This window comes from Luteitalea sp., assembly GCA_009377605.1.
Lineage (GTDB): Bacteria > Acidobacteriota > Vicinamibacteria > Vicinamibacterales > Vicinamibacteraceae > WHTT01.
Window position 1 is genome coordinate 77,654 of record WHTT01000005.1, and the last position, 19,732, is coordinate 97,385.

The window sequence follows — 19,732 nt, forward strand, 5'->3', positions numbered from 1 at the left end:
TCATGCAACGTCTCGCAGGAGCTTGTTGGGACGAATCGCATTGATCATGCGGCCCGCGCCAGCCCCCTCCACGCGGTAGGAATGAAACACGTTGACATGCGTTGCCGTGCAGAGCCGGGCAACGTGGATGTGCGCAGGAAGGACGCCGGCGGTCGTGAGTGTCTCGCGGCTGATCTGCCACATGTCGAAGAGGTACTCACCGGCTGGGAACCGCTCTGTGGGAGTCGCGGAACCGGTACCGATCGTGAGGGGCGCAGCGTCAGTGAGCGCTTCCGCTTCAAAGGTGTCCTCCTGCTCGGCGGCTTCGGCAACTGGCCGGAACCAGCGTGAGCAGGAAGCTTCATCGTGTCCTGCGTGCAGGAACGCACGAGGCACGTCCTCTCGCACGACGTAACGCGTGGGTCCGATGCTGGGGCCGACCGCAGCAACGATGTCCGTGGCACGCACCTCGTAGTACGACTGCAGATGGGCGACAGTGGCGGCAATGGCCCGAGACGCCAGACCGCGCCACCCGGCATGCACGGCGGCGGCCACGTTGCGCACAGAATCCACCAGGAACAGCGGAACGCAATCGGCTGTTCTCACCGTGAGCACCAGATCCGACCGGTCAGTGACGAGCGCGTCGGCCATTGGCCACTCGTCCTCCTCGTTCACGCGCGGCGTTGCGGCAGCCGTGCAAATAGCGGCGCCGTGCACCTGACGCACACGCCAAACGTTGCCAGCCGACGCGTCGAGGTACTCCGCAAGGAGACGTGTCGACGGCGGCTGGTTTGCCGTCGGGTGCGGAGGCACATCGATAGCCAATGGCTCGAGACCGCGAGCCGAGAAGAAGTGGTCCGCAAATGGATCGAGCGCAGCACACCGTACGACACGGCCCCACGGCACCTCACTCCAGTAGAATCCAACCTCAGGCGCAGGATCGGGAGGGAGCGGGTTATCCTGGTGGCTACTCGCCCCTCGACTCCGTTCCGGGCGTCCGCGGAACGGATGCCGAGTGTGACGCGCGCCCTGTCGCCCGGGCGCGAGAGGCTCGTCAATGGACATCGTTGGCATCGGGATCGACGCAACCGACATCGGACGGATCGCCGACGTGATCGAGCGTTACGGCAACCGTTTCGTCCATCGCGTGTTCACGGATGGAGAAATCGCCTACTGCCGGCAACGCCGTACGGCCGCCGCGTCGTTCGCCGCTCGGTTCGCAGCCAAAGAAGCGGCGATGAAGGCGCTCGGCACCGGTCACGCGCTCGGCGTCGTCTGGCATAACGTCGAGGTCGTCCGAACGGATGGCCCCCCTCGGCTTCAACTACACGGCGCCGCAGCGTCGCGATTCGCCACGCTTGGCGGCATCAAGAGCGTGCTGACGCTGACCCACGCACGCGATCTGGCACTGGCGCACGTCATTCTCCTAGGCCGCGGCTGATTCTGCACCGGCGAGGCGCGCGCCGGCGCGTATCGCACCGAGCGGCGCTGCACGTTCTCGCGTGCTGCAGACTCCGGCCGCGCCCCGACGCGCGCGGCGCTACGGCTCTCAAGGGTTCCGGCCCGCTAACGCCAGTTGGCACTTCTCAACCGCTCGCGCTCCTCCAAGTCGAGCCCACGGCAACACGTTCACGCATCTGTCAATCTATCAGCGACTTACGCTGACGCGCCGGATCTTGCTGATGGTGGTGTCGACCTTGCAAGCCAGCATGAGAGGCGCACCGTAGTCGACATCGAGGCGGCGTTCTCGCTCGTCTTCGGCGTTCCGACGGGAGGAACCATGGTCGTCAAGATCCTACCAAACGATTCGGACAACCCACCTGGCAAGCTGGCCGATGTGGAGCTCCATTTCGAGCAGCAGCCGCTGATCGGTCTCAAGTTGATTGGCTTTGCCATCTGGGAACGGCGAGGCAAGCCGGGACGCAACGTGACCTTTCCGGCCCGTCAGTACTCGGTGGGCGGTGAGCGCCGAAGCTACGCGTTGCTGCGTCCCGTAACCGACCTCACGGCGCAAGAACAGCTGCGCGAGCTGATTTTGGAGGCGTACGCCAACCACGAAGCGGAGGCGGCCGTCGCCAAGTAGGTCAGGTCAGGCGCTGGTCCAGCGGTCGGCACGGCCGAGGCCGTGCCGAAGACAGGCGAGACGAGTCCGGGCACGTTCAATCGCTACCCAGGAGCGCAATCATGGAACCCGACAACAGCTGTGTACCAATCATGCGGTGTTTGCGGCTCAGACGCCGCCGCTCACGTGTCCGCTGGATCTACTTGCTCTACGACGTCAATCGAGCCCCGCCGCGTCAATCCTCGTGCTGTCGGCGGAGGAACGCGGGGAGCTCACGGGCGCCGGCGCCATCTGTGCCCGTGGCGACGCCGCGCTCGAGTGAGTCTGCCTCAGCGTCGGCCGGTTCATCGGCGTTGTGCCCATGACGCACCGGGCCTGCTGGCAGATCGATGGCGCCCCGGCGGCTGATGGAAACCCGCGCCGGCGCCGGCGCGGCGGCCGGCCGCTCTGTGGGCCGTTCGGTCTGCCAGCTCGCAAAGGACGACAGATCGACGGGCGTTTGACCAGCCGCCGACCCCTGCAGGATGGCCGGTGTGGGCCTGTCGAAGCCGGTGGCAATGACGGTAATCTTGACCTTGCCCTCGAGCTCGGGATCGACGACAGCACCAAAGATGATGTTGGCGTCCTCGTGTGCGGCTTCCTGGATGATGGAGGCAGCTTCATTCACCTCGAGCAGCGAGCAGTCGGAACCGCCGCTGATGTTGATGATGACGCCGCGTGCACCCTTGACCGACGCCTCTTCCAGCAGCGGGCTCGAGATGGCGCGATTTGCCGCCTCGATCGACCGGTTGTCTCCGTCGGCGAGGCCGGTGCCCATGATCGCGAAGCCCATGCCGGACATGATGGCTTTCACGTCGGCGAAGTCCAGGTTGATGAGACCTGGCATCAAGATGAGGTCTGAGATGCCTTGAATCGCTTGACGCAGGATGTCGTCGGCTGCGGCAAACGCTTCGGTGAGCGGTGTGCGCCGGTCAATCGTCGCCAGCAGCCGCTCGTTGGGTATCGTGATCACGGTGTCGACACAGTCACGGAGCTCGGCGAGCCCCCGCTCGGCCTGTGCCTGACGGCGCCGGCCCTCGAACTTGAAGGGCTTGGTGACCACGCCAATGGTGAGGGCACCGAGCTCGGTGGCGAGGCTTGCGATCACGGGCGTCGCACCGGTACCGGTGCCGCCGCCGAGCCCCGTGGTAACGAAGACCATGTCGGCACCGTCCAGCACCTCGATGATCTTGTCAGTGTCTTCCAGCGCCGCGTTGCGACCGACGTTGGGATCCGCACCGGCACCAAGCCCCTTCGTGAGCTTGTTGCCAATCTGGATCTTGGTTGGCGCAGCGCTCTGCTGCAGCGCCTGCATGTCCGTGTTGGCCACGATGTACTCGACGCCGCCCAAGCCGGAGCAGACCATCCTGTTCACCGCATTGCTGCCGCCGCCGCCCACGCCAATCACCTTGATGCGTGCGCCGGCGCGTACCTCGGTTTCGAGCGTTAGCCGGAGCTTGTCGCGCTCAGAAGCCGTCGTCTCTTCCTTGCGGGTCTGTGTCCCACGCTCTGCTCGCCCTTTTTCCACGTCTCGCCTCCAATCGGCTTCGCTGGTTAGAAGAATCTTCGTTAGAAGAATTCTCGGAACAACCGCTGTAATCGGCTCGCCACCCGTCCGAACGCTCCTACGCTCACGGCTTGCGCCGCCGGGTCTGCCAAGTTTCGATGGGCATACATCACCAATCCCACCGCCGTCGCAAAAATGGGACTGTTCACGTAGTCCGCCAGGCCGTTCGCGTTGGCGGGATAGCCACGGCGGACCGGTAGATCGAAGATTTGCTCGGCTATCTCCGCCATCCCGTCCAACGCCGCACAGCCGCCGGTGAGCACCAACCCGGAATGCAGCGACTTCTCGCATCCTGCCTTGCGAATCTCGTCCCATAGCATGTGGAACGTCCGCTCGGCCAACGGCTGGAGAATCTCGGCGAGGATGCGCCGCGACATGATGCGCGGCTTCCGCCCGCCGACGCTCGCGACCTCAATCGTCTCGTCTTCGGCCACCATGGCGGCCAGGGCGCAGCCCCACCGCCGCTTCACCTTCTCGGCATCCGGGACCGGCGTGCGCAGCCCCACGGCAATGTCGTTGGTGAAATGGTCGCCGCCAATGGCCAGCACGCCCGTGTGCCAGAGGCTGCCGCGCTCGAAGACCGCGAAGTGCGTGGATCCGCCGCCGATGTCGACGAGCGCGACACCGAGCTCACGCTCATCCGGTGTCAGCACGGCCTCTGCCGCCCCGAGCTGCTGGAGCACCATCCCCGCGACCTCGACACCTGCTCGATTCACGCAGGCGGTGAGGTTCTGAACCGCTGCGGTGCTGCCGGTCACGATGTGCACGTTGACGTCGAGGCGCGAGCCGGTCATCCCAATCGGCGAGGCAATGCCTTCCTCTTCGTCAACCGCAAAGTCCTGTGGCAGGACGCTCAAGATCTCGCGTCCACTGGGCAGCGTGAACGCGCGCGCCGCTTCCACGGCTCGCCGGACATCGTCCGGCGTGATCTCGCGTGTCTTGCCGGCGACGGCAACGACACCGCGGCTGTTGAACCCCTTGATGTGTGCCCCGGCTAAAGCCAGGTACACCGAATCGATCTCGATGCCGGCTGTGAGCTCCGCCTCCTCGATGGCTTTCTTGATCGACTCGACCGCCGCGTCGACATTGACGACGGTTCCTCGGCGGAGCCCGCGCGCCTCAGCCACGCCCAAGCCGATGATTTCGAGCCGGCCGTCGTCCAATACCTCGCCGACAATGGCCGCCACCTTCGACGTGCCGACGTCCAATCCGACCAGATATCGTTCCCTGCGTGGCACCTAAGCCTCCAACGGCCGCCGGGCCCAGGCCCCCGACCGCCCTCTCCATCCTCAACGCCTCGCGTGATTCGCCTTGCGCCGCTTTGCCGCCAGACGCCCCTCCTCCTCCAACCGCGCTGTCACGCGCTCCGGATTTACCGGCCGCACGTACACACGCTCATCGAAGCGCAGATCGACATACTCGATGTCTTCGACACGCGCCTTCAGCCGCGGCACGAGCTCCAGATACGACCGCAGCCGCTCGGCGAACCGCTCGCTTCCGAGGCGTAAAACAGCCTGGTCGCCGGTGAGACGCGCTACCGCGTCCCGCTTGTCCGACACGTCGAGCTGTGAAAGCCGGTCGAGGAGTGGCGTGCCGGCCAGCGCAGCGGTCACCCGCGCCGCCAGCTGCGCACGCTCTGGATCGACCAGCAGCCCGCTGTCGCGTGACACGATCGTCAAGCCGTCCACGATGGGCAGGTCGAGCTCCGCGTAGCGTGGCGAGAATTCGTCTGTCACGACACCATCTTCATCAATGAGAAAGAGCTCGCCGTCGAGGCGCGCGAGCGCAATGGGCCGGCGCTCGCGAACCGCGACGGCAACCGTCGACGGGAATACGCGCCGGACCTGAGCATCCTTCACCCACGACGCCGATCGAAGCCGCTCACGCCACGCGCTCAGGTTCACCAACAACACGTTCCGGCCCTGCAATCCATCGACCACGGCGTTGATCTCGTTCTCTGCGAGATAGTGCGTGCCGGTGACTTCCACGCGCTGGACACGCAGCAAGGGGCTGCTCGTCGCGAGCGCGTACCCTCGTTCGCCCGCCAACCCGACGAATGCGATTCCCATGAGCAGTTTCACGCCCACCACGAGTCGCCTCAGGTACACACGGCTCTTCCGCGCCGGTTTCACCCTGGCGCGACGAAACCGCTTGTCGGCTGGCGCCCGAACTGCCATGAATCAGTCTCCGGCCTCACGCGGCGCGATCCGCCAACGCTCGCAAAATCCGTGGACCCGTGGCTCCAATCGATCCGGCTCCGAGCGTGATCACAACGTCGCCTGGCCTCGCCCGCTGCACGACAAGACCAGCGATCTCTTCTAGATCGCCGACAGCCTCGACGGGCGCACTCGTGTGGTGCCGAACCGCCTCCGCCACTGCGTGCACACTGAGCCCCTCGATGGGCTCTTCGCCGGCCGCGTAAATAGGCACGAGGAGGATCTCGTCCGCAGCCGCGAGCGTCGCGCCGAATTCGTCGAGCAGCGCCGCAGTGCGCGTGTAACGGTGCGGTTGGAAGACGACGACGAGACGGCGCTGCGGCCATGCTGTGCGCGCCGCGTCGATCACGGCACGTATCTCGGTCGGGTGATGCCCGTAATCGTCCACAACGGTCACGTCGCTCGAGCTGCCAAGCACCTGAAATCGACGCTCCGCACCGCGAAACGCCGCGAGCGCGTCTGCCGTGCGCTCGAACGCGAGCCCTAACTCGAGGCCAACCGCAACGGCTGCGAGCGCATTGGCCAGATTGTGCCGTCCAGGCAGGCGAACGCGCAGCTCGCCAAGCGTCCGCGGCGATTCCTCGTCACGCGACCGGTGCAGCACCGTACACACGGTGTCGGTACCCGCCCACCGTGCGTCGACGCCGCGCAGCGTCACATCCTCACGGTCGAGCGCGTATGTCACGACACGCCGCTGCAGGCGCGGCATGAGTCCTCTGAGTGATTCGTTGTCAGCGCCCAGCACCACGGCACCGTAGAAGGGCACTTTGTTGGCGAACGTCACAAAGGCCTCGAGCAGCGCTTCGAATGATCCGTAGTAGTCGAGATGCTCCCGGTCCACGTTGGTGATAACCGCAATGACCGGAGAAAGCGTCAGAAACGAGCCGTCACTCTCGTCCGCCTCTGCCACCATGTACTCGCCCCGACCGAGCCGGGCGTTGCTGCCGAAGACGCTGAGCCGACCGCCGATCACGGCCGTGGGATCCAGACCGAGTCGCTCGAGCATCACCGCGATCATGGAGGTGGTCGTTGTCTTGCCATGGGCGCCGGCCACGGCAACGCCGTATCGCAGTCGCATCAGCTCGGCGAGCATCTCCGCGCGTGGGATGACAGGAATGCGACGGCGCCTCGCTTCGACGACCTCCACATTGTCCGCTCGAACCGCCGAGGACACCACGACCACATCGGCAGCGCCGACATGCGACGCGTCGTGCCCTTCGCCAACGCGAACGCCGAGCTCGGCGAGTCGACGCGTGACATCCGATGTCTTCAAGTCGGAGCCACTCACCTGATAGCCGAGATTCGCCAACAGTTCGGCAATACCGCTCATACCGATGCCGCCGATCCCGACGAAATGAATGCTGCGCGTGCGTCCCAACATCGCGATTCGGGCGCCCTTCAGCCCCTGGCCCCCTCTCGGCGACCGACCAACTCCAACGCCCGATCGACGATGACCTTCGCCGCGTCGGCACGAGCGAGGCTCCGCGCCGCCTGCGCCATCGACTCACGTCGTCGTTCGTCAGCGATCAATTCTGCGATCCGCGCGGCGAGCGCTTCGCCCGACAACGCAGACTCTTCGATCACATCCGCTGCGCCTTCCTGCTGGAGCGCACGCGCGTTGCGCAGCTGGTGCTCGTCGGTGGCCCGCGCAAACGGAATGAGGACCGCCGCTCGACCGGCCGCGGCGATCTCCGCGATGGTCGTCGCGCCGGCGCGGCACACGAGCAGGTGCGCGGCTTCCATCTCACGCGGCATGTCGTCGAGATATCGCTCCACACGTGCCTCCAGCCCAGCGCGGCGATATGCCTCAGTCACCGTCTCGAAGTCCCGCTGCCCCGTCTGGTGCACAATGGACGTCCGTTCACCAACACGCGCGAGGTACGGCGCCGCCTCCACCATCGCCTCATTGATCGCGCGCGCGCCCTGCGAACCTCCAAACACGAGCACGCGCCGCGAGCCGCTCACCGGCGGCCGCTCGCTCACGCCCAGAAACTCCGCTCGAACCGGGTTGCCGCTGACGAACCCACGCCCCGGAAAGTAGGGTAGGGACTGCTCGAAGCTCAACGCGGCAGCTCGGACGGTATGCGCGAGCAGACGATTCGTCCATCCCGGCACCGCGTTCTGCTCGAGGAGCATCGTCGGCACGCCGCGCCACGAGGCCAACAAGACCACCGGCCCCGAGCTGTACCCACCAACTCCAATGACGAGGTCGGGCGCACGGGCCCGAAGGACACGCCACGCATCCAACACACTCAGAGGCAGCAGCGCCAGGCCGCGGATGAAGGCTCCGGCGGTCTGACCCATGAGCCCCGCGCTGCGAATCGTGTCCAGCTCGAATCCCTCCCGCGGCACGATGCGCGCTTCCAGCCCGCGCGCCGTGCCGACGAATGTGATCCGCGCATCACGCCTTCGGCGGAGCCACTCGCGCGCCACGGCGATGCCGGGATAGAGGTGGCCCCCGGTGCCACCGCCCGCGACGACGACCCGAGCCGCTTCGGTCGGGCTCTCACGCGAATCCTCCAACCTCGCACCTCGAACCTCTTGTCTTGAACCTCTTGCCTCGCACCTCTTACCTCTTACCGTGAACCTCCACTAGCCGTCGGGCGACGCGTGCTGCGACACGTTGAGCAGGATCCCCATGCCAATCAGATTGACGACCAGCGACGAGCCGCCGGCGCTCACAAACGGCAGCGGAATGCCCTTCGTTGGCAAGAGACCGAGAACGACGCTCATGTTCACGAGCGCTTGCGCCGCCACCAACGCGGTCAGGCCGGCAGCAAGGAACGCACCAAAGTGGTCCTGCGCCGACATGGCGATGCGCAACCCGCGCCACACGATCACGCTGAAGCACAACAGCACCCCTGTGGCACCAACCAACCCGAGCTCTTCACCGATCACGGCGTAGATGAAGTCGGTGTGTGGAAAAGGGACATACGAGAGCTTCTGGACGCCTTCCATGAAGCCTCGCCCAGTGAAGCCGCCGGTGCCGACGGAAATCAGCGATTGAATCAGCTGGAAGTCGGAGTCGAGCGGGTCGTCCCACGGATCCAGGAACGCGAACAGGCGTCGGCGTCGATAGTCGGCGCTCACGAGCGCCATGTAGAGGGCCGGCAGCGCTGCGAGACCGACCCCGAAGAGGTAACGATAGTCGAGCCCGGCGGCAAAGAGCATCATGCTCACGATGACGAGGAGCGTGATGGCCGTGCCGAAGTCCGGCTCGAGCAGAATGAGGCTCATGAACAGCCCGGTCATGAGCCCAATGGGAACGAGCGTCCCAGCCACGTCGTTGACCCGCTCCATCCGCCGGGCGAGCAGGTCGCTCGTGAACAAGATGGCCGCCAGCTTTGCGAACTCCGACGGCTGGATTCCGATCCCGCCGACGGCGAACCAGCGGCGGGTGCCGTTGATCTCGCGGCCGAAGAGCACCACAACCAGCGCTGCAGTGACCAGTATCACCGCCGTCCAGATGACGGCCGGTGACTGCCATGTCCGGTAGTCGAGCCGCATCGTAATCGCGAGCAGAAAGAACCCGATCACCGCCCAGGTGAGCTGGCGAAACATGAGCTGGTACGAGGGCCCGGTCTGGTCGATGGCCGTGCCGGTCGAGGCGCTGTACACCATGACCGCGCTCAGGGCCACGAGCACCACGATGGCCAGGAACAGCAGCTTGTCCGACTTCAGCTTCCGCGCCATACTAGAAAGTCCGGGCCCTAAAGTCCTTCGGCGCTACGCCCGAAACCACGGGCGCGGCCGAGTGCACGAGCGAAACCTGAGCGGTCAGCAGTCATCAGTCGACCTGGGGAAGGAGACACCGACTTCGCAGACCGGGGCAGCCTGCGTTCCCAGCAGTCAGCTCTTCCCTCGCCGCAAGCGACTGATGACTGCTCACCGCTCACGTGTTCGCTGCGCTCTTTCATGGCTTCGTGCCCTCCGAGGGGCCCTGAGCTTGTCGAAGGGGCCCCTTGCTACCTGTCCATCCGCCGAGGGTCTGGGCCGATCGTTCCGGCCCGGCCCGTCTATGTTTTTCGACGGAGCGCGCGGTCTTCAGACCGCGCGTCGCTCGCCCCACCCCCTTGCTCTTTGCCCCTGGCACGTCGCCCCTCGTCCTGGGCGAGGATCTCCACCTCTTCCTTGAACACCCGGCCACGGTGCGCGTAATCGTCGAACATGTCGAAGCTCGCGCACGCGGGAGCCAGGAGCACGGTTCCGGCACCGTGAGCCAGGGCATGGCCGACGCGCACCGCCTCCCGCATGTCAGCCACGTCCTGTACATCCACGACGCTGTCGAGCGCGCGGTGGAGGAGTGGCCGGGCCTCGCCAATGGCCACCACACTCGCGTCACGTGACGTCAGCGCCGGGTGAAGCTCGTGCAGGTCGCCACCCTTGAAGCGGCCGCCCATGATGACCACGACACGGCCATCGAAGCTTTCGATAGCGCGACGCGTCGCCTCGACGTTGGTCGCCTTCGAATCGTTGACAAAGCGCACGCCGCCGACATCGCCCACCGGCTCGAGCGCATGCTCGAGGCCTGTAAAGCGCCTGACCGCGCGCACCATCGCCTCCGCATCCGCTCCGCAGAGCGTGGCTACTGCCGCCGCAGCAGCTACGTCACTCAGCAGGTGGCGGCCTCTCACCTTGACGGCGCTCAGCGGTACCAGCCGCCGCTCGCTGAGGCCGAGCCGGGCCACCAACCAATCGCCGACCAAGCCAACCCCTTGCCGGAACTCCTCATCCAGACCGAACGTGAACTGCCGGGCGCGGCCGCCCGCCGCAAGCGCCAGGGCATGCTCGTCGTCTGCGTTCACGACGACCCAATCGTCCGCTGTCTGATTCACGAAGATGCGCGCTTTGGCTTCCGCATAGTCCGCCTCCGTGGCGTGGCGGTCGAGGTGATCTGGAAAGAAGTTGAGCATCACCGCCACCCACGGATGAAACGTGTCGATACTTTCGAGCTGGAAGCTGCTTACCTCGACGACGTGCACGGTCTCCGGCATGGAGTCGGCCACCTGCGCCGACAACGGCACGCCGATGTTTCCGCCCACCATCGTAGAAAGCCCACTCTCGTCCAACATGTGACCGATCAACGTTGTCGTCGTCGACTTCCCTTTTGTGCCGGTCACCGCCACGACCCGACCACGAAGGAACCACGAAGCCAGCTCGAGCTCCGCCACGATGGGCACGCCGGACTCGCGTGCCGTCCGGAGCAGGGGCTGCGTGGGTGGCACGCCTGGGCTCAGCACAATCAGATCCGTTTCGCGCAGCGTCTCGATCCGGTGCCCTCCGAGCTCCAATGTGACACCGCGCGCTCGCAGGGCATCGGCCGCTTCGACGCTCGTTCTCACATCGGTCAGCGTGACATGCGCGCCCCGGTCGACGAGTAAATCAGCTGCCGCGAGACCGCTCCGCGCGGCGCCGACGACCAGCACCCGGCGACCTGCCACGCTCATGTCCATTCGCAGCCTCGAATCGCGAATCTCGAGTCTTAAGCCCTGACCGCTCACCGGAGCTTCAGTGTCGTCAGGCTGAAGAGCGCACAGACGATCGCCACGATGAGGAAGCGCGTGATGACCTTCGGCTCGCTCCATCCCACCAGCTCGAAGTGATGGTGGAGCGGCGCCATCTTGAAGACGCGCTGCCCGGTCAGCTTGAACGACCCGACCTGCACGATGACCGACAAAGCCTCCAACACGAACACGCCGCCGACGATCAGCAGCAGCAGCTCCTGCTTGATGAGGAGCGCAACCGTGCCCAGCGCGCCGCCCAGGCTGAGCGATCCAACGTCGCCCATGAAGACCTCGGCCGGGTAGCAGTTGAACCACAAGAAGCCAAGGCCCGCGCCGACCAGCGCACCGCAGAACACCGTGAGCTCTCCCACTTGCGGAAAATGCACCAACAACAGGTACTCCGCGAGCTCCCTGTGGCCGGTGACGTAGGTCAGCGCCGTATAGGTCGCCGCCGCGACTGCAAAGCAACTGATGGCCAGGCCATCCAGACCATCGGTGAGGTTGACCGCATGGGAGGCTCCCATGAGCACCAACATCGCGAATGGCACGTAGAACCAGCCGATGTCTGGAATCAACCACTTGAAGAACGGGAAGATCAGCCGCGTCGTGTACAAGTCGTAGCTCGCCATCACGAGCAGCGAGACCCCCACCAGCGCGCCAACCAGTGCCGTCGCGCCGAGCTTGTAGCGCGGCTGCAGCCCATGGTGCGAACGTCGCGTCGTCTTCAAGTAGTCGTCGACAAAGCCGATGGCACCGCAGGCTGCAGTGCTCAAGACCGCGACCCAGATGTCGGGATTGCGGAGATCCGCCCAGAGCAGCGTCGGCACCAGCGCCGACGTCAAGATGAGCAAGCCGCCCATGGTCGGCGTACCGGCTTTCGGACGATGGCTGGCAGGGCCTTCGTGTCGAATCACCTGGCCGATTTGGAACTCCCGTAGCTTGCGAATAACCCATGGCCCGAGAACCAAGCTCAAAAACAGCGCCGTGATGCTTGCCGCCGCGGTGCGAAACGTGATGTAGCGCGTGACGTTCAACACCGAGGCGTACTCATGGAACGAGTACAGCAAGTGGTAGAGCATTCACGAGGCTCCGCTGCTCCCCTTCAGTCGCTCCACCACACGTTCCAGCCGAATGCCGCGCGATCCCTTGACCAGCACGGCGTCGCCCGGTGCCACGCAGCGCACCACCAGCTCCGCGGCTTCGTCGCTCGTCGACGCGTGTGCGACCGCATCGCGCGCCAACCCGGCCTCGACCGCCGCTTCGCCAAGGCTGCGCGCCGGTCGTCCTCCAACCGTGATCAGCCGCGCGATATGGCATGCCACGACGAGGCCACCAACCGCCCGATGGAGGGCGTCGCTCGCCTCGCCCAGCTCGAGCATCTCGCCGAGCACCGCGATCTTCCGCGTCGCCCGCGCTTCCGCGCCAATGGTCAGCAAGGCCCGCTCGAGCGCGAGTGGGCTCGAGTTGTACGCATCGTCAACGACAGTGACGCCCAATCCGGTCGTGAACACCTCGCCGCGGTGCGCCGCAGGCGCGAGCGTTCGGACACGCTCCGCGACGTCTGCCAGTGGAACCGCGAACGCGTCGGCGACAGCGATGGCGGCCAGCAGGTTCGCGAGGTTGCCCCGCCCGATGAGCGGCGTCTCGATTGACAGGGACCGGCCGCCGACGTCCACGCTCGCCCGCATCCCCTGCAAGCCGCGGTCTTCGATCGCCGTCGCCCGCACGCGGGCCGGCTCGTCCAACCCAAACGTGATGATCCTGCCTGGGAACCCGACAACCCTCGCCATGACACGCGCGTCATCTGCGTTCGCGACGAGCTCGGTGTCTGGCGCGGCCTGCTCGCCGATCTCCGCTTTCGCGTCTGCAATCGCATCCACCGAGTCGAAGAACTCGAGATGCGCAGCACCCACATTGGTCCAGACGCGCACGTCCGGCTCCGATATCTCCACGAGGCGGCGAATCTCGCCGGGCGCGCTCATCCCCAGCTCCACCACCGCAACATCCGGACCCGACGTCAGCTCGAGTAACGACAACGGCAACCCGATGTGGTTGTTCAGATTGCCTTCGTTCCGGAACGTTCGGTATCGCATGGCCAGTAACGCTGCCGTGATGTCCTTGGTCGTCGTCTTTCCTACGCTCCCCGTGATGGCCACGACGCGAGCCCTCGACCGGCGCCGAACGTGCGACGCGAGACGTTGGAGCGCGCGCGTCGTGTCGTCGACGACAATCACCAGCTCATCGCCGGCAACCATCGGCGCGCCGTGCGCCTTGTCAACGACGACGCCCATCGCGCCCGCGGCGAGAGCGGCGGCCACGAAGTCATGACCGTCGAAGCGCTCGCCACGGATCGCGATGAACAGCTCGCCACGTCGCAGCGTCCGCGAATCGATCGACACCTGGCCGAGGACCAGGTCCTGGCGTCCGGCTGCAAGCCTTCCACCGCACGCGGCGGCGGCTTCTGCAGCCGCGACCGAGAAATGCGCGACGCTCACTGCTTCATACCGAGGTGGCCTGGCGCCGCCGCGCGAGCGCCGCACGCGCCACCACCGTGTCGTCGAACGGCGTGACGCGGCTGCCAATCTCCTGCGTCGTCTCGTGCCCCTTCCCGGCAATCACCACGAGGTCGCCGGGCGCTGCCTCCTTCACTGCACGTGCGATGGCTTCCTCACGGTCGACCACCGCGACGTATGGCGTGGCGGAAAGAGGCGTCTGCGGTCCGCCTTCGCCAGGCTTCGGCGAGACGCGTCGCTCCGGCCGCTCGGGCCGCACAATCCCCTTCTTAATCTCTTCGATGATGCGCGCCGGATCCTCGGAGCGCGGGTTATCAGAGGTCAACACCACGAGATCGCTCAGTCGCGCAGCCACGGCCCCCATCAGCGGGCGCTTGGTCCGGTCCCGGTCGCCGCCACACCCGAACACCGTGATCAAGCGACCCTTCGCGAGCGGACGCGCCGTCTCGAGCAGGTTCTTGAGCGCATCGTCCGTATGGGCGTAGTCGACAATGACATCCACCTCGTCTCCCGACGACGAGACCACTTGAAAGCGACCCGGCACCCGCTCGACGTCACCGATACCGTCCACGATGGCGCCGAGCGGGAGGTCGAGCGCGACCCCCGTGCCGATGGCCGCCAGCACGTTGCTCAGGTTCGGCCGACCCGGTAGATGGCTGCGCAGCGACAGCCGCCCGCGCGGGGTGTCCACCTCCGCATTGACACCCGCGAGCGACAGCTCCACGCGCTGCGGATGTACGTCGCAAGGACGGTCGATCCCATACGTCACCGGGCGCTTCACCGACGCCAGCAACTGCTCCCCCCGCAGGTCGTCGACGTTCACGATTGACGGCGCGCCCTCGGGCAACATGTCGAACAGCCGCTTCTTGGCCAGAAAGTAACGCTCCATGTCCCCGTGATAGTCCAGATGGTCGCGCGTCAGATTCGTGAAGATCGCCGCCGCAAACCGTGAGAAGTCCACCCGCCGGAGATCGAGCGCGTGCGATGACACCTCCATGGCGCAAGCGCCACATCCCTGATCGACCATGTCGCGAAGCATGCGGTGCACGTCCGGTGCCTCCGGAGTGGTTCGTGCGGCTGGACGCTCCTCGCGTCCGATTCGGTAGCCCACGGTGCCGATGCGTCCGCACGTGACGCCGGCCCGTTCGAACACTGCGGTCAATAGATACGTCGTCGTCGTCTTACCGTTCGTGCCCGTGACGCCGACAACGAGCAGATGCTCGCTCGGACGCCCAAAGAAGACATGCGCAAGCGCAGCCAGCGCGGCACGCGCGTTCGTGACGACAATCCAGGGCGTCGTCCAACCGCCAGGTGGCTCCGTCTCGGCGACAACGGCGACAGCTCCTTGCTCAGCGGCTTGCGGCGCGAACGCGACGCCGTCCATCTTCAGCCCTCGAAGGGCGATGAACAGCGCCCCCGGCTTGATCCGCCGAGAGTCGTGCTCAACAGCCGTAACGACGAGGTCGCCCACACGCCCGCTCCCTGCCGCGCCAGGGGCGCCGGCGGCCAGGCGCCACCCGAGCGCCTGCGGCACACTAGCGAGGATCTCGCCCAGCGTCACCGCCACCGCCTTCCTGTGCGAGGCTGCGGTATTCCGCATCACGGGAGCCACGGTCGGGCGCCGCATTAGGGGCGCCCTCTGAGCCCGCGCTGCGTACGTTATCCCCGGCGGGGCTGACCTGTCCGCCAGAGCGCGAAGCGCGAAGACGGCGGGAGCCCCGCGCTGCCGCATCGCCACCAACAGAAGCGTCGGCCATTCTCGTCTCGGCAACGGGCTCCGCACGCTCTCGCTCGGGCGGCATGCGCCCGAGCGAGAGCGTGCACAGCGCACCACGCTCCACCGCCTGCGCAGCCTCGACGCTCTGTTGCAGCACGGCTCCGTCGCCGCGCAGGCGTACCAGCAAACCGAGGGAGGCCAGCGTCCGCGTCGCGTCTCGCGCGCTCATGCCGACGAGGTCCGGCATTACGCCTTTGCGAACGGACGCCGCAATCACCCTTGGTACATCCGACGTCGTCGACGCGAGAACAGCCTCCGCCTCAGGTGAAGAGTTGTCGCGGGCCACCAGCAGCGGAGGAGAAGGGTCGATATCGGGCGGCACGCCGTACGCCCGAAGGGCCTCCTCGGTAATGCGCTTGAAGACCGGCCCCGCGATGACCGCCCCGTAGTACCCGCCCTTGGTTGGTGCCTCCACCAAGACAAGGATCGTGAAGCGTGGGTTGCGGGAGGGCACGAACCCAACGACAACCGGGTTGTGCGCGCCGCTATAGCGACCGTTCTCGACCCTTTGTGCAGTTCCAGTCTTCCCAGCGATCGTGTACCCATCCACTTGTGCGAAATGCGCAAGCGTGCCGCGCTCGACAACCTGCTCCATGACCGTGGTGACTTGCCCAGCAACCTCTGGCGTCAACGTGCGCCGCACCACCTGGCGCGTCGTCTCGCGGCGCCGGCCGTTTGCGACCGTTGCGCGGACGAGGCGCGGCCTGAGCAGCTCGCCACCGTTGGCAACCGAGCTCACCGCGGTCGCCATTTGCAGCGGCGTCACGCTCACCTGATACCCCATCGACATCGACGCCAAGCCGCTGTCAGTCAGCTTCGACGGCGCCCAGACGATGCCCGGCTCCTCGCCCAGGAAATCTTTCGACGTCACACGGCCGAAGCCAAAGCGGCGCGCGTAGCGCCCGAGCGTCTCTGCCCCCAGTCGGAGGCCCACCTTGATGGCACCGACGTTGCTCGACTTGACGATGACGTCCTCGAACGAAAGTCTGCCGTAGCGGTGTTCATCGTCGATGCGGCGCCTGCCAATCAGGATGTAGCCGGGATCGCAGTCGATCATCTCGTCCAAGCTGACCTTCTGTTCCGTCAACGCTGCCGACGCTGTCACGACCTTGAATGTCGAGGCCGGCTCATAGATGTTCTGGACGATGCGGTTCCGGAGCGCCTCCTTGGATGCGTGACGGAACGCGTTTGGATTGAACGTCGGCGCGCTGGCCATGGCGAGAATCTCGCCCGTCTGCGGATCCATGATGACCGCCGTGGCCGCCTTCGCGCCGTGCTTCTCGACGGCTGCCCGCAGCTCACGCTCGGTGATGTGCTGAAGAGACGCGTCGATCGTCAGCTCGACCGTCGCCCCCGCCGTTGGGGGGCGCTCGATACGACTCAGGAGCGCTCGCCGCCGGGCGTCGTGCTGGAAGATCAGGCGGCCCGGCCTGCCGCGGATGACCTTGTCGTACGACGCCTCCACGCCCGCGAGACCCACGTTGTCTACCCCGACATACCCAATGAGCTGCGCCGCAAGCTCGCGGTTCGGGTAGTAGCGGCGACTCTCTTTGTGGAAGCCGATACCGTCGATGCCGAGCGCCGCTACCCGCCTCGCCTCTTCGGGCGACGCCCGGCGCTTCACGTAGGCAAAGGCGCTGTCCCGAGCGAGCCGCCGGGCAAGGTCCTCGCGCCCCTCAGGCCCGCAATCATTGAGCTCCGCACAGATCCGCGCTGCGGCCTGCTCCGGATCCTCGATATCGCTGGGCACCGCGTAGATCGTGTCGCCGTCCACGCTGTAGGCCAGCACGTGGCCGTTGCGGTCTACGAGCTCGCCGCGCTTTGCAGGAGCCTCAACCGTCTGGTTCTGCTGCCGCTCGGCAAGCGCCACGAGCTCTTCGTGCGCGAAGACCTGAAGGTAGACCAGCCGCGCCTCGATGGCGGCCGCCCAGAAGGCGAGCAAGAACGCCAGCACAGCGACTCGGCTCCGAACCAGATCGCGCCATGCACGCGCTGGGCGCGGTCGATCGGCGGCCGCCGCGCGCCGCGCGTCGCGGATCAGATGGCGGATGTTCAGCGCGGCGGCAAACGCCTCGCGTCTCTTGTTCGAGTCAGCCACGTTTTTTGCTCACGTCTCGATAACGTAGCGCAGGGCTTTAGCCCTGCCGAACCCACTGCGGACAACGTGCCGGGCAGGCCTAAAGGCCTGCGCTACGGCTCTCATTCACTACCCAACTCAGTGCCGTGACTCCGACGCAACGAACCACCCGACTCAATGCCGTGACGCGATGACGGACTTGCGAGGCGGCGGGTCCACCTTCACCCGTTCGATCACCTCCGCGTGCGTCTGGGCCGGCGTGGTCATATTCAGCAGCGTCGTCGCTGCTTCCTCGATGCGCCGCGGAGACTTCAGCGTCGCAATCTCCAGCTGCAGATGGCGACGAGCCATCAGCTCCGCAGTACGTTCCTGCTGCAACTGCAGCGTCTGGTAGTGCAATCGCCGCAGCTCGAAGTGTTGCCACGCAGAAAAGAGCACCAAGACGACCAGCCCAATACCGACGAGCGCAGCGCGCCACAGCTCGCGCTGGCGCTGTCGATCGAGCTCGCGGACGACCTGTGCATTTCGCACGTCGGTCTTCATCGCGAACTCGAGATGACCTAACCGGCGGTCGAGCCGACGCTCATTCATGCGTCATCCTCTCCGCGGCGCGCAACTTCGCGCTTCGCGCTCGCGGGTTCCGTCCAATCTCTTCATCACTGGGCACCAGCGGGCGCTTGGTCAGCAGCACCAACTGGCGCGGTGCCTCGGTCGCCAACTGGCGCAACGTCTGCTTGACGATGCGGTCCTCGAGCGAGTGAAAGGCGATGACCACCAGGCGTCCGTGCGGCCGAAGCCAAGAGACCGCCTCGCGCAAGAACCCGTCGAGACCCTCGAGCTCGCGATTGACCCAAATGCGCACCGCCTGAAATGTTCGCGTCGCCGGGTCGATGCGCCCCCGAGCGCCGGGCATCGCACGTCTCACGATCGACGCCAGTTGGCCCGTCGTCTCGATGGGCGCTCGTGCCCGCGTCGCCACGATCGCGCGGGCGATGCGACGCGAGTGGCGTTCCTCGCCGTAGCGATAGATGACGTCAGCAAGCTCACGTTCACCGCACGTCGCCAGTAGCGCGCGGGCGTCGGGGCCGCTCGTCTGATCCATCCGCATGTCGAGCGGCTCGTCGCGCCGGAAGCTGAATCCTCGTCCTTCGGCGTCGACCTGCATCGAGGAAATACCCAAGTCCGCCACGATGCCGTCGATCGCCTCGATGTGCCGCGTGCGCAGCAGCTCGCCCAGATCGCGAAAGTCGGCATGGACCAGCTCGACTTGCGATGCCCACGCCTTCAAGCTCACTTCGGCGACCGCGAGCGCGTCACGGTCCCGATCCAGTCCGATCAGCCTCGTCGCGCCAGCCTCGAGCAACCGACGGCTGTGCCCGCCAGCACCCACCGTGCAATCGACAAAGCACCCGCCGCGCTCCGGCACCAGCTGCGCGACGACCTCCGCAACCATCACCGGCTGGTGCTCGAGCATGCCTTCCTAAATTGGCAGGTCGCCCAGCTCGGTGTCGGTCAGCGGCTCGGCATGGATCTCCGCGAGCAAGCGCTCGTAGTTCCATACCTGCAGGTGATTCAGCGCTCCGACGACGTCCACGTCGCCCAGCATTACCGCCGTGTCGCGCAACCGCGGGTGGATGAGCACCCGCCCCTGCGAATCGAGCTCCGCCAGCTGCCCATAGAAGCTCGTGACCTTCAGAAATTTGTTGCGGACCGGATGCGTGGCGCTCATCGCGTTGAGCTTCGCTTCGATCTCCTCCCAAACCGGGAGCGGGTAGATCCGCACGTGATTCCCGGCGGAGTTGAGGCTCGTGATATACAGGCCTATTCCATGGTCTTTCTCAACGGCCGCGCGGAAGACCGTCGGCATCTTGAGCCGGCCCTTGTCATCGATGCGGGCCTTGATCGAGCCTCGGAGCGACATATGCACTCAAGTGAGTTATCGGACTCCACTTGACTCCACTTTACTCCACGGCGATGGTAGGCTTCCCACCCGGTGAT

Annotated in this window: 17 protein-coding genes; 2 read left to right on the plus strand and 15 right to left on the minus strand. The window is 65.9% G+C overall.

Going from position 1 to position 19,732, the window contains the following annotated elements; translation table 11 throughout:
- The gene (locus tag GEV06_02830) at positions 1-1,074 is read right to left on the minus strand and encodes a hypothetical protein (protein ID MPZ16842.1); all 1,074 of its coding nucleotides are present in this window, start codon (positions 1,072-1,074) and stop codon (positions 1-3) included.
- On the opposite strand from GEV06_02830, the gene acpS reads away from it, so the two are divergent.
- Both acpS and GEV06_02840 read left to right on the plus strand, forming a co-directional pair.
- Positions 1,037-1,420: a holo-[acyl-carrier-protein] synthase gene (gene acpS / locus GEV06_02835; GenBank protein ID MPZ16843.1), complete on the plus strand. Its 384-nt coding sequence runs from the start codon at positions 1,037-1,039 to the stop codon at positions 1,418-1,420. The genes GEV06_02830 and acpS overlap by 38 nt on opposite strands.
- A gap of 339 nt (positions 1,421-1,759) precedes the next feature.
- Positions 1,760-2,062, plus strand: a complete 303-nt coding sequence (locus GEV06_02840) for a hypothetical protein (protein ID MPZ16844.1) — start codon at positions 1,760-1,762, stop codon at positions 2,060-2,062.
- Positions 2,063-2,276: 214 nt separating this feature from the next.
- Here GEV06_02840 and ftsZ read toward each other — a convergent pair whose 3' ends face one another.
- From ftsZ to GEV06_02910, 14 genes are all read right to left on the minus strand, one after another.
- The gene (ftsZ, locus tag GEV06_02845; GenBank protein MPZ16845.1) at positions 2,277-3,608 is read right to left on the minus strand and encodes a cell division protein FtsZ; all 1,332 of its coding nucleotides are present in this window, start codon (positions 3,606-3,608) and stop codon (positions 2,277-2,279) included.
- A 41-nt stretch (positions 3,609-3,649) separates the two neighbouring features.
- A complete protein-coding gene (gene ftsA / locus GEV06_02850) occupies positions 3,650-4,885 on the minus strand; it encodes a cell division protein FtsA (protein MPZ16846.1) in 1,236 nt (411 codons plus the stop codon).
- Between the two features lie 51 nt (positions 4,886-4,936).
- Complete coding sequence (locus GEV06_02855) at positions 4,937-5,824, minus strand: FtsQ-type POTRA domain-containing protein (GenBank protein MPZ16847.1); 888 nt, start codon at positions 5,822-5,824, stop codon at positions 4,937-4,939.
- 16 nt (positions 5,825-5,840) lie between these two features.
- Complete coding sequence (locus GEV06_02860) at positions 5,841-7,244, minus strand: UDP-N-acetylmuramate--L-alanine ligase (protein ID MPZ16848.1); 1,404 nt, start codon at positions 7,242-7,244, stop codon at positions 5,841-5,843.
- A 17-nt stretch (positions 7,245-7,261) separates the two neighbouring features.
- Positions 7,262-8,386 (minus strand): undecaprenyldiphospho-muramoylpentapeptide beta-N-acetylglucosaminyltransferase, encoded by a 1,125-nt coding sequence (murG, locus tag GEV06_02865; protein MPZ16849.1) that lies wholly within the window; start codon positions 8,384-8,386, stop codon positions 7,262-7,264.
- A 69-nt stretch (positions 8,387-8,455) separates the two neighbouring features.
- A complete protein-coding gene (gene ftsW, locus GEV06_02870; GenBank protein MPZ16850.1) occupies positions 8,456-9,556 on the minus strand; it encodes a putative lipid II flippase FtsW in 1,101 nt (366 codons plus the stop codon).
- 323 nt (positions 9,557-9,879) lie between these two features.
- On the minus strand, positions 9,880-11,448 hold the full coding sequence (gene murD / locus GEV06_02875; GenBank protein ID MPZ16851.1) for a UDP-N-acetylmuramoyl-L-alanine--D-glutamate ligase: 1,569 nt from the start codon (positions 11,446-11,448) through the stop codon (positions 9,880-9,882).
- Entirely contained in the window at positions 11,361-12,446 is a 1,086-nt protein-coding gene (locus GEV06_02880) for a phospho-N-acetylmuramoyl-pentapeptide-transferase (GenBank protein ID MPZ16852.1), read from the minus strand. The genes murD and GEV06_02880 overlap by 88 nt, the downstream gene beginning before the upstream one ends.
- The gene (gene murF, locus GEV06_02885) at positions 12,447-13,982 is read right to left on the minus strand and encodes a UDP-N-acetylmuramoyl-tripeptide--D-alanyl-D-alanine ligase (protein MPZ16853.1); all 1,536 of its coding nucleotides are present in this window, start codon (positions 13,980-13,982) and stop codon (positions 12,447-12,449) included.
- Positions 13,867-15,651: a UDP-N-acetylmuramoyl-L-alanyl-D-glutamate--2,6-diaminopimelate ligase gene (locus GEV06_02890; protein MPZ16854.1), complete on the minus strand. Its 1,785-nt coding sequence runs from the start codon at positions 15,649-15,651 to the stop codon at positions 13,867-13,869. The genes murF and GEV06_02890 overlap by 116 nt, the downstream gene beginning before the upstream one ends.
- Positions 15,416-17,755, minus strand: coding sequence for a PASTA domain-containing protein (locus GEV06_02895; protein ID MPZ16855.1), 2,340 nt, complete (start codon positions 17,753-17,755; stop codon positions 15,416-15,418). Before GEV06_02895 ends, GEV06_02890 begins: the two co-directional genes overlap by 236 nt.
- A gap of 153 nt (positions 17,756-17,908) precedes the next feature.
- Positions 17,909-18,325 (minus strand): hypothetical protein, encoded by a 417-nt coding sequence (locus GEV06_02900; protein MPZ16856.1) that lies wholly within the window; start codon positions 18,323-18,325, stop codon positions 17,909-17,911.
- A complete protein-coding gene (gene rsmH, locus GEV06_02905) occupies positions 18,318-19,208 on the minus strand; it encodes a 16S rRNA (cytosine(1402)-N(4))-methyltransferase RsmH (protein ID MPZ16857.1) in 891 nt (296 codons plus the stop codon). Before rsmH ends, GEV06_02900 begins: the two co-directional genes overlap by 8 nt.
- Before the next feature lie 6 nt (positions 19,209-19,214).
- Complete coding sequence (locus GEV06_02910) at positions 19,215-19,655, minus strand: division/cell wall cluster transcriptional repressor MraZ (GenBank protein ID MPZ16858.1); 441 nt, start codon at positions 19,653-19,655, stop codon at positions 19,215-19,217.
- Between the last annotated feature and the right edge of the window lie 77 nt (positions 19,656-19,732).

What these genes read in the sequence shown, in the direction of transcription:
- acpS (MPZ16843.1), top strand. Translation starts at nt 1,037, where the DNA reads ATGGACATCGTTGGCATCGGGATCGACGCAACCGACATCGGACGGATC.
- GEV06_02830 (MPZ16842.1), bottom strand. Translation starts at nt 1,074, where the DNA reads ATGTCGGTTGCGTCGATCCCGATGCCAACGATGTCCATTGACGAGCCT.
- GEV06_02840 (MPZ16844.1), top strand. Translation starts at nt 1,760, where the DNA reads ATGGTCGTCAAGATCCTACCAAACGATTCGGACAACCCACCTGGCAAG.
- GEV06_02855 (MPZ16847.1), bottom strand. Translation starts at nt 5,824, where the DNA reads ATGGCAGTTCGGGCGCCAGCCGACAAGCGGTTTCGTCGCGCCAGGGTG.
- GEV06_02860 (MPZ16848.1), bottom strand. Translation starts at nt 7,244, where the DNA reads ATGTTGGGACGCACGCGCAGCATTCATTTCGTCGGGATCGGCGGCATC.
- ftsW (MPZ16850.1), bottom strand. Translation starts at nt 9,556, where the DNA reads ATGGCGCGGAAGCTGAAGTCGGACAAGCTGCTGTTCCTGGCCATCGTG.
- murD (MPZ16851.1), bottom strand. Translation starts at nt 11,448, where the DNA reads ATGGAGCGAGCCGAAGGTCATCACGCGCTTCCTCATCGTGGCGATCGT.
- GEV06_02880 (MPZ16852.1), bottom strand. Translation starts at nt 12,446, where the DNA reads ATGCTCTACCACTTGCTGTACTCGTTCCATGAGTACGCCTCGGTGTTG.
- GEV06_02900 (MPZ16856.1), bottom strand. Translation starts at nt 18,325, where the DNA reads ATGAATGAGCGTCGGCTCGACCGCCGGTTAGGTCATCTCGAGTTCGCG.
- rsmH (MPZ16857.1), bottom strand. Translation starts at nt 19,208, where the DNA reads ATGCTCGAGCACCAGCCGGTGATGGTTGCGGAGGTCGTCGCGCAGCTG.
- GEV06_02910 (MPZ16858.1), bottom strand. Translation starts at nt 19,655, where the DNA reads ATGTCGCTCCGAGGCTCGATCAAGGCCCGCATCGATGACAAGGGCCGG.